Raw genomic sequence first — 12,625 nt, forward strand, 5'->3', positions numbered from 1 at the left:
CGATGCAATGTGGCCGCGACATTCGAAATGCAATCGAGGCAGATCATGAAGGCGTATTTCATCGGCGGTGGCATTGGATCGCTCGCAGGCGCGGCGTTCCTCGTTCGCGATGCGCAGCTGCCGGGGCGCGACATCGTGATCTACGAGACGCAGCCGCTGGTCGGCGGCAGCCTCGACGGCGCGCAGCTCGCGAACGGCGCCTATTCGCTGCGCGGCGGGCGCATGCTCACCACCGACCATTACGAATGCACTTGGGATCTGCTCTCGAGCATTCCCTCGCTCGAACATCCCGGCCTCAGCGTTCGCGACGAGACCATCGCCTTCAACGAAGAAAATCCGGCGCATTCCCGCGCGCGTCTGGTCGACCGCAACCGCTTCAAGGTCGACGTCTCGCACATGGGCTTTTCCGCGCGCGACCGGATCGAGCTGCTGCGGCTCACCGAAGCTTCGGAGGAGACGCTCGGCAATAGCCGCATCACCGACTGGCTGTCGCCCGGATTCTTCGAGTCCAATTTCTGGTACATGTGGCAGACCACCTTCGCCTTCCAGCCCTGGCACAGCGCGGTCGAGCTGAAGCGCTATCTGCACCGCTTCATGAGCGAGTTTCCGCGCATCGAGACGCTCAGCGGCGTCAAGCGCACCGTCTACAATCAGTATGACGCGATCGTGCGGCCGCTCGCCGACTGGCTCAAGCGCCAGGGCGTGCAGTTCGTGCGCGGCACGCGCGTCACCGACATGGCGTTCGAGGCCGACGGCGCGCGCTTGCGCGTGAGTCAGCTCACGCTCGACCGCGACAGCCGCACCGCCAACGTCCGGCTCGAAGACGGCGATCTCGTTTTCTTCCAGAACGGCTCGATGACAGACGCTTCGAGCCTGGGCACGATGACCGAGCCGCCGCCGCGCCTGACCAAGGCCGATAGTCAGGGCTGGGCGCTGTGGGAGACGATCGCGCAAGGACGTCCCGAATTCGGCAATCCGTCCGCGTTCAACAGCTCGATCCCCGAATCCTACTGGCTGTCCTTCACCGTCACCTGCCGCGATCCACGGTTCTTCGACCGGATGGAAGCGTTCTCGGGCAACAGGGCCGGCACCGGCGGTCTCGTCACGTTCAAGGACTCCAACTGGCTGATGTCGGTCGTGCTCTATCACCAGCCGCATTTCACGGGCCAGCCGAAGAACGTGCAGGTGTTCTGGGGTTATGCGCTGCATCCCGACCGCATCGGCAATTTCGTGGCAAAGCCGATGTCGGATTGCGGCGGCGCCGACATCCTGACGGAGCTCTGCGGTCACCTGAACTTCGATCCCCCCGTGTTCGAGGATGCGATCTGCATTCCCTGCCGCATGCCCTACATCACCAGCATGTTCATGCCGCGCAAGGCGGCCGACCGGCCGCTGCCGGTGCCCGAAAATTCCGTCAATCTCGCCTTCGTCAGCCAGTTCGTCGAAATCCCCGATGACGTCGTGTTCACCGTCGAATATTCGGTGCGTGCGGCGCAGATGGCGGTCTATCGGCTCATGAAGATCGATCGCCCGGTGCCGCCGGTGACGCGGCACGACAAGTCGCTCGCCGTGATCTTCGCGACGCTGGAAAAGGCGTTCGCGTGATGGCTACTTGAACGGGTCCTGGATCGACGGCGCCGACTGGCGGATGCGGCGCACGCTGACCGGCGTGCCGTCGGAGACGAACAAGAGCTCGTATTTCCGGCCCTGGTTGTCGGTCGCCGAGCAGGTGACGTCGTTCACCTTCCGGGCGGCGAAATTGCCGGTCTGGCGGCAGACACCGGTGGAGGTCTGCTCGGCCGGCACCGGCAGGCCGTCGACCTTGGGGCGGTCCTTTGAGTTCAGCAGCATGCGGTCGATCGGCAGCTCGTAGGAATTGTCGTCGGCGCGCTTGCCGTTCTCCCCGGAAAACGACACGACGTGGCTGTCATCGGAGGGATTGTCGACAGCGACCGCGAAATTGACCCGGCCCTTGTCGCCATGGGCGTAGGCCACCGTCTTGCAAGCATAGGTGCGGCCTGCGACCTTGAACGTCTTGCAGTGGCCGGAGATCAGCGCCAGGAGGTCGATGAAGGCGTTCTGCTGCGGCTGCGGATTGTTGACCGGAATGGGTCCAGAAGTCTCGGCAAAACAAGGACTTGCCAAGACCACGATCAGGGCGGCGAGGACCGGTCGGCAGAGGCGCATCGTCGGACTCGTGTGCCAGGGGGCCGTGACGGCGGACAATGTCCGTCCGACAACCATCGAACCGCAAATTGGTTGCGATCCCGTTTGCACCGCAATTCCCGCCTGGAATACCACCGCGTCACCCCCGACGGCGCTTTGCCCAAATTGCCCAACCCGTATAGCCGGCACATGCCATCAGGGCAGTGTTTTTTTCGTGGCGGAGCTAGCCTGTCGCCGCCTGCCAGCGCGAATCCCGAAGCGAGGGCCGGCGGTGCAGGCGGGCATCCAGCAGGGCGCGGGCGCGGGGCAGCTCACCGCTGCGCATGAGCGCGACGATAAAGGTGTCCTCGATCAGCTCGCGCTGGGCATGGCTGCCGCCGATGCGCACGACCTCGCCGAGGACCGGCGCGAGCACCTGGACGCAAGCCCGGTAATCCTCATCGGCGAAAGCCAGGAGCGCGCGGCAGATTGCCGGTACCACGGGACCGGCGGGCAGCTTGCCGTCAGCGAGCCGCTGCTCGATCGCCCCAAGGCGCGCGGCGAGCGCCTCGCGGTTTTGCGTGGCGGCCGCGAACAGCGCCATGTGGACGTCGGCAAAGGACAGGCTCGACTTCGGAAACAGCTTTTGCGCGGCAGCATCAGCCTCGCGCCACAGCGCTTTCGGCACGGCATGGCCGTAGGCCGACAGGCGCCAGAGCAGCGAGGCGCTGTCGGTGACGACGTTGAGCGGCGGCGCCTGGGTGGCGGAGGGCTGAAGCACGTCGGCATAGATCGACAGCGCCCGCGCCGCATCGCCATGTTCGAGCGCGCCGAGCGCCTGGTGCCAGCGGATATGGCTGTGCAGGATTCCGGCGCGGTCGTAAGTCGGGATCCATTGGTCGACGAGGCGGTGAGCTATGCGGGATTTTGGGTGACGAGGCGATCAGGCGGCGTGGTTTTCCGGCACTTGGATGACCTCGATGCCGTTTTCGAATCTGACACCTGCGCTGACCTTCGGCAACTGATTTGTGCCTTTCAGCCGCCGCCAGGTCTTTGATGCGGCGCAGAGCAGCTTGAACACCATCAACTTGGCAGTCGTTGACGATAACGAACCTTTCGTGCGCACCGTTCTGTGCCGGACCGTCGCGAACACGCTTTCGATGGGATTCGTCGTCCGCAAGTGGTCCCAATGCTCGGCGGGGAATTCGTAGAACGCAAGCATTGCGTCGCGATCTTTCGTCAGGCACTCGACCGCCTTGTCGTACTTCGCTCCGTATTTCTCGGCAAAGACATCGATCGCCACTTCGGCCGAAGCTCGGTTGGACGCCAAATAGACCTCGCGCAGATCCTTCTTCATGCTGGCCTGTACCGACACTGCGACTTTGTTCAAGATATTCGCGGTTTTGTGCACCCAGCACCGCTGATGTCGCGTGGCGGGAAAGACCTCGTCGAGCGCCTTCCAGAAGCCGAGCGCGCCGTCACCGACGGCGATTTCCGGGGCGATCTTCAGCCCTCGGGTTTTCGCCTCGACGAGCAGTTCGTGCCAGCTCTGCGTGCTCTCGCGCACGCCGACCTGGAAGCCGATGAGTTCCTTCTTGCCTTCCGGCGTCGCGCCGATCAGCACCAGCATGCATTCGCTGTGGTCTTCCATGCGAGCCTGCAGGAAGACGCCGTCCGCCCACACGTATACGTACCGGCGCGCCGACAGATCGCGCTTCTGCCAACGCTCGTACTCGAGCTGCCACTCCGTCGTCAGTCTGGAAACCACCGCCGGAGAAAGATTCGGCGCATCCTTGCCCAAGAGCGCCGCCAGCGCCTCCTGGAAGTCGCCCGTCGAGATGCCTCGCAGGTACAGAACCGGCAAAAGTGCATCCAAGCTCTTCGTGCGCCGTGCCCACAACGGCAGGATCGCCGAGGTGAAGCGGATCCGCTCGCCATCGCTGGTCACCGCGCGATCGCGAATCTTTACCCGGGCGACTTCGACGGCGCCGATCCCCGTCTGGATCGTCCGCACTGGACCATGGCCGTGTCGCACGAGGCGGTCGCGGCCATCGGGAAGCTTCAAGCCCTTCATCGCGGCGAGAAACGCCTCGGCTTCCATCTCGACAGCCTGCGCAAGCAGCTGCCGAGCTCCAGATCGCAAAATATTCGTCAGTGGATCGTCGATCTCATCGGGCTGACGCAGTGGGACAATGTTGCTATGCTCGTTCATGGCGTATCGCTCTCCTTGAGGTTCTGGCAGGCTCGACACCCGCCTCGATACGCCGCCTATCTCATTCCGTCATCACCCAGTTTCCCGCATAGCTCCGAGGCGGTCGGCCGCATCGATCGAGCCGTCCTCGAACATCGCATGCAGCACCGCGTGTGCGGCATGGGCGTTCTGCCGGCGCAGATTGAAGCCGCGCTCGGTGACGGCGCGGCCGCGGGCGACGTCGCCATTCTCCGTCATCGCCCAGCCGGACATGGTGAGGAACCACCAGTCCTCGCCATAATGCCGCGCGACGCGCTCGCAGAGCTCGTGCCGGGTCGGCCATGCCGGAGAATGCGAACAGGCCGAAAGCGCCGAGCGGCAGCGAGAGCACCACGGCGTCGCGCGGCCATGCGTCGATGTGCTTCAGCGTCGATGCGATCGCCTCGGGCAGCCGGCCCTCGATCGCGAGCGCCAGCGTCTCGACATGCGAGCGTTCGCGCTCGGTGCCGCGCTTCGTCACCAGCTCGCGCGCGAGCGTCGCCTTTTGCCGCGCGAGATCGCCCTGCTGGTAGAAGGCATGCACGCGGGCGCGGGCGATAAGGGGAAGTGCGAAATCCGGGTCGGTCGCGATCGCGCGATCCAGCGTCTCCGCCGTGCCGGTCCAGCCCGCGAGCATGAGGTCGACGCCTTCGCGATAGGCGGCTGCCGCCTCGTCCGAGGTCGTGGAGAGGGGCAGGCCGTAGCGGTCTTCAAGCGGCATCGTCGTCTCTCGTTCTCACGCCGTCCGCGCGCGGCGGCCTTCGATCGGATAGGCCGGGTCGTTGTAGCCCGGCGTCGAGGGATGGCCCGGCGTCACCAACTGGTCGACCAGGGCCTCGTCATCCGCGGTGAAACGATAGTCGAGCGCGCCGATGTAGCCGTCCCATTGCTCCTCGGTGCGGGGTCCGGCGATCACCGACGAGACGAAGGCGGAGTTCAGCACCCAGGCGACCGCGAACTGGCCGGCGGTGATGCCCCTCTTCTCCGCGTGCGTCTTGATCTCCTGCGCGAGGCGAAGCGATTCCGGCCGCCATTCGGTCTGCATCATGCGGGTGTCGTTGCGGCCCGCGCGCGTCTCCTTGTCGGGGACTGCATCGGGCTTGTACTTGCCGGTGAGCACGCCGCGCGCCAAGGGACTATAGGGCACGATGCCGAGACCGTAGTAGGAACAGGCCGGGAAGTGCTCGACCTCCGGCATGCGGTTCATGGCGTTGTAATAAGGCTGGCTCACCGCGGGTCGATCGATGCCGAGCCGGTCGCAGATGTTGCAGATCTCGGCAACGCGCCAGGCGCGGTAGTTGGAGACGCCGAAATAGCGCACCTTGCCCGCGCGGATCAGGTCACCCATCGCGCGCACCGTCTCTTCCAGCGGTGTCGCGTGATCTTCCTTGTGCAGATAGTAGATGTCGATGTGATCGGTGCCGAGCCGCGTCAGGCTTTCGTCGGCGGCCTGCAAGACCCAGCGTCGTGACAGCCCGCCGCGATTGGGATCGTTGCCCATGGGGTTTGCGAGCTTCGTGGCGAGCACCCAGGCGTGACGGTTGTTGCCGATCGCGCGTCCGACCACCTCTTCGGATGCGCCTTTTGAGTAGGCATCGGCGGTATCGATGAAGTTGATGCCGGCGCCGTGTGCCTTGTCGATGATCCGCTTCGATGCGGCTTCATCGGTCGGCCCGCCGAACATCATGGTGCCCAGGCAGATCGGCGACACTTTCAGGCCGCTGCGGCCGAGTTGGCGGTATTGCATGGGCGGGTCCTCAACGCTGCGATAGGGCGCAGCATAGCCATCCGGTTCCGTCATTGCGAGCGCGGCGAAGCAATCCAGAGCTGCGTCCGCGGAGAGAGCCATGGATGGCTTCGCTGCGCTCGCAACGACACGGAGAGGGCGGTGGCGGCCTGACCGCTTCGCCTACGCCGGCCCCTTCAATATCTTGAACACGCCATTCGCCATCACGACGCAACGATCGTCCACGCTGACTTCGGTGCTCATGAAAATCAGGGTGCGGGTCGAGCGTACCACGCGCGGGCGGGAGATCAGGATGTCGCCGATCTGGCCGGCCTCGACGAAGTGGGTGTCGAGCTGCACCGTCGCCAGATATTCCTTGCCGGAGACATAGCGGGCCGTCATGCCGCAGGTGCGGTCGGCGAAGGTCATCATCACGCCGCCCTGGACCATGCCGCGGCGGTTGTGGTGCTTGTCTTCGGTCGCGAGGGCAAACTCGTAATGACCGTCGACCTTGCGCTCCCACAAGGGACCGACGAGGTGGAGGAAGCCCGTGGTCTCCAGGATGCTCCAGCCGTCTGATTTCAGCCTTGCGGCGGCCTTGGTGGTCATGTCGTCGTCCGTTCCTGTGCGGGCCTTGCGAGCGCATTTCATCGGGGCCGGACGTGGTGTAGTCAAGCATCATGAGACCGTTCGATGATGCCACACGGCGGAATATCGCGGATGCCTGCGCGGCCTTCACACGCCTGCAGGAGGATGATGCGCAAGCGACGCTGAAGCGCGCCGCGGTGGCGGTCGCGCTAACCGCGAGCGAGGGCGACGACACTGCGCTGCTACTCACGCTGCGCGCGTCGCATCTGCGCGCCCATCGCGGTCAATGGGCGCTGCCGGGCGGCCGATGCGATCCCGGCGAGACGCCGGTCGAAGCGGCGCTGCGTGAGCTCGATGAGGAGCTCGGCCTTCGCCTCACGAATGCGGATGTGCTCGGCACGCTCGACGATTACCCGACGCGGTCCGGTTATCTGATCACGCCGGTCGTGGTCTGGGCTGCTGACAGCGCCGCGATCCGGCCGAACCCGGAGGAGGTCGCGTCCGTGCATCGCATCGCGCTGGCGACCATCGAGCGCGAGGACGCTTTCGATTTCGTCGCGATCCCCGAAAGCAGCCGCCGCGTAATCCGCTTCCATCACCAGATGAGCCTGATCCACGCCCCGACGGCGGCGCTGATCTACCAGTTCCGCGAGGTGCTGGCGGGGCGGCATACCCGCGTCACCGACCTGGAACAACCGGTATTTGCCTGGAAGTGATGGTAAACGGCGCGTTAACGTGACGGTTACCGGATGCCTGCTAAGAGAGTAGCATGCATCGTTCGATTCGAAGAAGCCTAGCGCTGGTTCCATTCGCGCTTGTCCTGATCTCACCCGCCGCGCCCGGCGCCGAAGCCGACGCGCTGCCGCCGGCCGTTCGCAATGCCAACGCCCAGCTGCTGTCGCAGTTCTTCGCGCAAGGTGTCTCGCCGGCCGTGCTCGAATATCGCCGCAAGCTCGCGGAATATCAGGCTGCGCGCGCGGCCTTCGATGCCGAGGCCGGCGCCTATTGGAGCCAGATCTCCGAGAAGCGGAAGGCGCGCAACGCCAAGCGGCGCAATGGACAGCAGATCACGCTGGACGATTACGTCCTGGAGCATCCGCCGCTCTATGCCGGGCCGAAGCGCCCGGTGAACCCGGAGCCGGAGGAAACGCCGGAGCGGCCGCCGCGAAAGCCTATTCCGGTGGTTGCCGATTTCCTGCGCGCGGCGCAGGAGCTCTACCAGTTCACGCCGCAGCGCCCGACCAGCGAACTCGAGTTCAAGCGCGCCTATGCGCGCTACGCGTTGGCCAACGGCTTGACGCGTGAGCAGGCGGTGCGGGTCTATTCGTTCGAAACCGGCGGCACCGGCAGTTACGACGTGCAGGCGGGCATCGAGCATGGCGGCAAGCGCGCGATCTCGACCGCGATGGGCTACAATCAACTCCTGACCACCAACAGCGTCGAGCTGTTGGCCGAGCAGGGCCATGAACTCATCCGTGCGCTTTCCGAGAAAGTGGCGCGGACCTCGGGGCCGGCGCGGCATGCGCTCGAGCACAAGCTCGCCGTGCTCAGGAAGATGGTGGCACATGCGAAGTCGGTGCCCGACACCTGGTCGGAGCACGAGAAGATCGGCAACACTCCGCAGGGCTGGGCGATGCATGCGATGGTGCTCGACGTCGATATCGGCCCGATGCTGCAGACCCACAAGCTGCTGACGTCGGTGCTGTTCGCCCGCGCCAAGGGCTATACCCGACCGCTCTCCGCGGCCGAGCTCGAGATGATGAACCTCACCGGCGATGGCACCGGTCTCGACATGGTGACGATGCCGCAGGCGATGCGCGAGAAGGTGCCGACCTCGAACTTCTTCCAGCGCGGCGGCTACGAGCGCAATCCGGTCGCGATCCGCCACAACACGGTGGCCAAGCTGCTCGCGGTGACCGACGAGCGGATGGACTCGAACAGCAGCAAAGCCGGCGCGCGGGAGCTCGCGGGGGCGTTTTAGCCCTCAGTCCGCCACGTTCTACGCTGTCATGCCCCGGCTCGACCGGGGCATCCAGGGCGGATTCAAGCGGTCGTCGCAACACCAAATTGTTTTTCACTCAAGGCAGTAGTTCGTCAAGCGCTTCTGCCGGCGTTTTCCAGCCCAGCGTCTTTCTCGGTCGGGCATTGAGGGCCGCTGCTATAGCGGATATCTCGTCGGCGCTGTGGACGCTCAGGTCTGTGCCTTTCGGGAAGTACTGCCGCAGCAGCCCGTTGGTGTTCTCGTTAGTGCCGCGCTGCCAAGGGCTTTGCGGGTCGCAGAAGTAGACCTGGATGCCTGCATCGATCTTGAGGCGGTCGTGCTGAGCCATTTCGGCTCCTTGATCCCAAGTCAGCGTGCGACGTAGTTCTTCGGGCAAATTGATGATGGTGCGCGAGATCGCGTCGCGCACGGCTTCGGCTCCGTGTCCCGCGAGCGCAGGTCCGTTCTTCACGCGCGGAGCTTCGCCATGCCCCACCAATCGGGGAAGGTGCAATAGCATCGTGAAGCGCGTCGTGCGCTCGACCAGCGTGCCGATTGCCGAGCTGCCAAGACCGAGGATGAGGTCTCCCTCCCAATGTCCCGGCACTGCTCGATCGGCAGCTTCAGCAGGGCGCTCACTGATCATGATCTCCGGCGAGACAAAGCCCTTGCCTCGCCTGCGTATGCGCGCCCTGGGCATCCGCAATACACGCCCGGTTCTCAAGCAGGCGGTCAGCTCGCTGCGCAGCGCCCCACGGCCCTGAACGAAGAGAGCTTGATAGATAGCTTCGTGGCTGATGCGCATCGTCTTGTCGTCCGGGAAGTCGATCGGCAAGCGTCGGGCAATCTGCTCAGGACTCCAGGCTTTGGCCCATCGTCGATCCTTTCGCCGGCCATGTCGGCGGCCGTTCCACGGAACGGCCGGACCAGGAACATGAGCCCCGCTCGGGGCTACGACGCCGCCGGCAAGTCTCTCCTCTACATAAGTGCGCAAGGTTGCATTGAGCGCAAGCTTGGTCGACTTGGGCCGGCGGGCAGATCGATCCGCATGCCATTGGGCAGTTGTTGCCCGATACTCCAACCCACCGCCGCGGGTGGCCGCGTTCCGCCGCAGTTCACGGGAGACCGTCGAAGCATCCCGCCCCAAGCGGCGCCCGATCTCCCGTATAGAATGGTCCTGCACCCTGAGTAGGGCGATTTCCTCGCGTTCAGCCAATGAAAGGTAGCGCCCGGAGAGAGCCTTGGCCGAAGATCTGAACATCGCTGGTGGCATGCCCCCTGCCTTTCGGAACAATCTGCTTCCGACAGGTTGCGATAGTCCGGCCGCAAGCGCAGCATCTTCGCTGCTTTGCCCTGAGGCAATCGCCTTCCAAAATCTATTCTGTTCATCGCGTCCAGCCGCAGACGACCGGCCTGGCGATGGCAATGGCGCCCGTCCTGACCGGGCCGAACGTCGACTTAAAACTTTCATCGCAACCTCCAACTTCTTGGTGTTGCGACGACCGCTTGAATCCGCCCAGTACGCCGCAGCCTCTCGATTCAATTGTTGCGGCCTCTGGAATACTGGATCACCCGCTTTCGCGGGTGATGACACCGAGTGCGTGGTGCGGCAATCGGCGACAGCCGATCAGACTTTACTGATCCGGCCCGAACTTGAACTTGCCGTCGCCCTCCAGATAAGGGCCGCTCCGCATGTAGAGCTGGCCGTTCTGGCCGATGAAGAACAGCGTGCCCTTCGGCACCTTCTTGGCTCCCTTCAGGAGCTCGCCGGCGTTGCTGGTACCCATTTTGTAGGAATAGGTTTTGCCGTCCCTGTCATAGGCATAGCCCATGTCGGGCTTGAGCTCCCAGGGCGTCGCTCCGGTCTGCGCCAATGCGGGCCCTGCGCATGCGCCGAGCGCGGCTACGATTGCAAATGTCTTGGTTGAAAATGCCGTCATCCCATCCTCCCAGGGTCGGGACATTCCAGGCTTGAACAAATCACGAACGGCGCGACCGGGTCAATTTGCGAAAGCGCCGCAGCGCATCACGTCTTGCCCAGTAGCTTGTGATTTTCCCTTCGTCCCCTCGCGACTATGTTCCGCTTTCCATCTAGAACGCAATTCGACAAAATTACTGGTAGGGATGATTCGGATGCGCCATGTGATCAAGCTTTGCTGGGCTGCTGCATTGTCGCTGGCGGCGATGGCGCCGGCGGCCCGGGCCGATGATTACCAGCTCAGCCATAATCAGCGCATTTCCTGCAGCCGCGGCCTCGCCCCGGGCAAGCTGAACACGGCGACCTGCAAGTCCTACACCTATCTCTTCAACACCAAGACCTCGGAATATTTCCGCTGCCAGGTTTCCCTGGCTCTGACCCGCGACAACAAGGAGGTCATCAACGTCCAGACGGACGGCGGCTGCACCAAAAAGCCGCGTATCTTCGAGACCGACGGCAAATATGATTTCGACGCGACCGAGACCGAGCCGCCGAACACCAATTCGTTCTTCGGCCCCGGCGGCTATTCGGTTTGGGCCGCCGACGTCACTGCGCAGAAAGTGCGCGGCTGTATCATCATCTCCTCCGGCCTCGGCTCCGACATCTCGAAGTGCCTGGACATGACGTTCCAGTAGAGCGCCAGCGACGGTGCGCTCCCTCCCCAGCTTGCGGGGGAGGGCTGGGGAGAGGGTGTCTCCACGATGGGATAGTCCCTTAGAGGAGAGAACCCTCACCCGGCGCGCGGGACGATGCTGCGCATCGCCCGGACGCGCCGACCTCTCCCGCACACGGGAGAGGTGACCGAGCAAGCCGCTCCAGCCATCGCATCTGACGCAGCACCGGCCTCGTGCTGCGCCAACTCGCCGCAGCCGCCGAGTTCCCCAGATGTCAAGCCGGATCGGCCGTTCGCCGCAGTCCTGTTTTGTCTTTTGGATGGGTTGACCCGCACCCCTCATCCAGCCAATTTCGCCGCCGGTTTGGGGAGAACAACAACCATGAAACGGACGATTTTCGGCGTGGCCGCGGCTCTTGCTCTGGCGGCGTCGGCGCCCTGCGCGCATGCGCAATCCTTCATCAACGTGCCTGACCGGCGGCACCTCGGGCGTCTACTATCCGCTCGGCGTCGCAATCGGGAAGATCTACGGCGACAAAATTCCGAACGTGAAGACGCAGGTGCAGGCCACCAAGGCGTCGGTCGAGAATCTGATCCTGCTGCAGCAGGGCCGCGGCGAGCTGGCGTTCACGCTCGGCGACTCGCTGAAAGCGGCCTGGGACGGCGAGGAGGAGGCCGGCTTCAAGACCAAGCTCGACAAGCTCCGGACCATCGGCGCGATCTACCCGAACTACATCCAGATCGTCGCGACCGCCGAAAGCGGCATCAAGACGCTCGCCGACCTCAAGGGCAAGAGCCTGTCGGTCGGCGCGCCGAAGTCCGGCACGGAGCTGAACTCGCGCGCGATCCTCGCGGCCGCCGGCATGAGCTACAAGGATCTCGGCAAGGTCGAATATCTGCCCTTCGCCGAATCGGTCGATCTCATGAAGAACCGGCAGCTCAACGCCACGCTGCAATCGGCCGGGCTCGGCGTCGCCTCGCTGAAGGACCTGTCGACGTCAAGCCCGATCACTGTGGTGTCGGTGCCGAAGGAAACCGTCGACAAGATCGGCCCGCCCTTCGTCTCGGCGATCATTCCGGCCAAGACCTATACCGGTCAGGACAAGGACGTGCCGACTGCGGCCGTGATCAACTATCTCGTCACGAGCTCCGCCGTGTCGGACGATCTCGCCTATCAGATGACCAAGCTGGTCTACGAGTCGCTGCCAGAACTCGTCAACGCCCATGCGGCCGGCAAGGAGATCAAGCTCGAGACCGCAGCCAATGGCAGCCCGGTTCCGCTGCACCCCGGCGCGATCCGGTATTACAAGGAAAAAGGGCTGATCAAGTAAGATCGGCTCTCGCTGTCGTACGTCATGGCCGGG

At 64.2% G+C, this 12,625-nt stretch carries 9 protein-coding genes and 4 pseudogenes; 5 read left to right on the top strand and 8 right to left on the bottom strand.

Features of this window, described 5'->3' with window-relative positions; all coding sequences use genetic code 11:
* Positions 1-27: 27 nt before the first annotated feature.
* Complete coding sequence (locus ABIF91_RS19820) at positions 28-1,605, top strand: oleate hydratase (RefSeq protein WP_080659851.1); 1,578 nt, start codon at positions 28-30, stop codon at positions 1,603-1,605.
* 3 nt (positions 1,606-1,608) lie between these two features.
* Here the strand turns inward: ABIF91_RS19820 and ABIF91_RS19825 are convergent, their stop codons facing one another.
* The 6 genes and pseudogenes from ABIF91_RS19825 to ABIF91_RS19850 all read right to left on the bottom strand — a co-directional run bounded on the left by ABIF91_RS19825 (position 1,609) and on the right by ABIF91_RS19850 (position 6,710).
* Positions 1,609-2,187 (bottom strand): hypothetical protein, encoded by a 579-nt coding sequence (locus ABIF91_RS19825; protein WP_028176523.1) that lies wholly within the window; start codon positions 2,185-2,187, stop codon positions 1,609-1,611.
* A gap of 202 nt (positions 2,188-2,389) precedes the next feature.
* Positions 2,390-3,061: pseudogene (locus ABIF91_RS19830) on the bottom strand (tetratricopeptide repeat protein); the annotation flags it as partial.
* A gap of 27 nt (positions 3,062-3,088) precedes the next feature.
* On the bottom strand, positions 3,089-4,357 hold the full coding sequence (locus ABIF91_RS19835) for an IS256 family transposase (protein WP_014497957.1): 1,269 nt from the start codon (positions 4,355-4,357) through the stop codon (positions 3,089-3,091).
* A 96-nt stretch (positions 4,358-4,453) separates the two neighbouring features.
* Positions 4,454-5,096: pseudogene (locus tag ABIF91_RS19840) on the bottom strand (tetratricopeptide repeat protein); the annotation flags it as partial.
* Positions 5,097-5,111: 15 nt separating this feature from the next.
* Complete coding sequence (locus tag ABIF91_RS19845) at positions 5,112-6,122, bottom strand: aldo/keto reductase (RefSeq protein ID WP_035669293.1); 1,011 nt, start codon at positions 6,120-6,122, stop codon at positions 5,112-5,114.
* A 162-nt stretch (positions 6,123-6,284) separates the two neighbouring features.
* Positions 6,285-6,710, bottom strand: coding sequence for a PaaI family thioesterase (locus tag ABIF91_RS19850; RefSeq protein WP_028182163.1), 426 nt, complete (start codon positions 6,708-6,710; stop codon positions 6,285-6,287).
* Positions 6,711-6,778: 68 nt separating this feature from the next.
* Between ABIF91_RS19850 and ABIF91_RS19855 the strand changes: the two genes are divergently transcribed.
* Together ABIF91_RS19855 and ABIF91_RS19860 are read left to right on the top strand one after the other, a co-directional pair.
* Positions 6,779-7,405, top strand: a complete 627-nt coding sequence (locus ABIF91_RS19855; protein WP_028182162.1) for an NUDIX hydrolase — start codon at positions 6,779-6,781, stop codon at positions 7,403-7,405.
* A 53-nt stretch (positions 7,406-7,458) separates the two neighbouring features.
* On the top strand, positions 7,459-8,670 hold the full coding sequence (locus ABIF91_RS19860; protein ID WP_028182161.1) for a hypothetical protein: 1,212 nt from the start codon (positions 7,459-7,461) through the stop codon (positions 8,668-8,670).
* A 62-nt stretch (positions 8,671-8,732) separates the two neighbouring features.
* Here the strand turns inward: ABIF91_RS19860 and ABIF91_RS19865 are convergent.
* Positions 8,733-10,141 (bottom strand): annotated as a pseudogene (locus ABIF91_RS19865) (IS30 family transposase).
* 163 nt (positions 10,142-10,304) lie between these two features.
* Positions 10,305-10,610 (bottom strand): hypothetical protein, encoded by a 306-nt coding sequence (locus ABIF91_RS19870; protein ID WP_028180291.1) that lies wholly within the window; start codon positions 10,608-10,610, stop codon positions 10,305-10,307.
* 193 nt (positions 10,611-10,803) lie between these two features.
* On the opposite strand from ABIF91_RS19870, the gene ABIF91_RS19875 reads away from it, so the two are divergent.
* On the top strand, positions 10,804-11,283 hold the full coding sequence (locus tag ABIF91_RS19875) for a hypothetical protein (RefSeq protein ID WP_028180290.1): 480 nt from the start codon (positions 10,804-10,806) through the stop codon (positions 11,281-11,283).
* Positions 11,284-11,643: 360 nt separating this feature from the next.
* Positions 11,644-12,592 (top strand): annotated as a pseudogene (locus ABIF91_RS19880) (TAXI family TRAP transporter solute-binding subunit).
* Positions 12,593-12,625 lie beyond the last annotated feature (33 nt).

The organism is Bradyrhizobium sp. USDA 241 (assembly GCF_049739505.1).
Taxonomy (GTDB): Bacteria; Pseudomonadota; Alphaproteobacteria; order Rhizobiales; family Xanthobacteraceae; genus Bradyrhizobium; species Bradyrhizobium liaoningense.

What these genes read in the sequence shown, in the direction of transcription:
- ABIF91_RS19820 (WP_080659851.1), top strand. Translation starts at nt 28, where the DNA reads ATGCAATCGAGGCAGATCATGAAGGCGTATTTCATCGGCGGTGGCATT.
- ABIF91_RS19825 (WP_028176523.1), bottom strand. Translation starts at nt 2,187, where the DNA reads ATGCGCCTCTGCCGACCGGTCCTCGCCGCCCTGATCGTGGTCTTGGCA.
- ABIF91_RS19835 (WP_014497957.1), bottom strand. Translation starts at nt 4,357, where the DNA reads ATGAACGAGCATAGCAACATTGTCCCACTGCGTCAGCCCGATGAGATC.
- ABIF91_RS19845 (WP_035669293.1), bottom strand. Translation starts at nt 6,122, where the DNA reads ATGCAATACCGCCAACTCGGCCGCAGCGGCCTGAAAGTGTCGCCGATC.
- ABIF91_RS19850 (WP_028182163.1), bottom strand. Translation starts at nt 6,710, where the DNA reads ATGACCACCAAGGCCGCCGCAAGGCTGAAATCAGACGGCTGGAGCATC.
- ABIF91_RS19860 (WP_028182161.1), top strand. Translation starts at nt 7,459, where the DNA reads ATGCATCGTTCGATTCGAAGAAGCCTAGCGCTGGTTCCATTCGCGCTT.
- ABIF91_RS19870 (WP_028180291.1), bottom strand. Translation starts at nt 10,610, where the DNA reads ATGACGGCATTTTCAACCAAGACATTTGCAATCGTAGCCGCGCTCGGC.
- ABIF91_RS19875 (WP_028180290.1), top strand. Translation starts at nt 10,804, where the DNA reads ATGCGCCATGTGATCAAGCTTTGCTGGGCTGCTGCATTGTCGCTGGCG.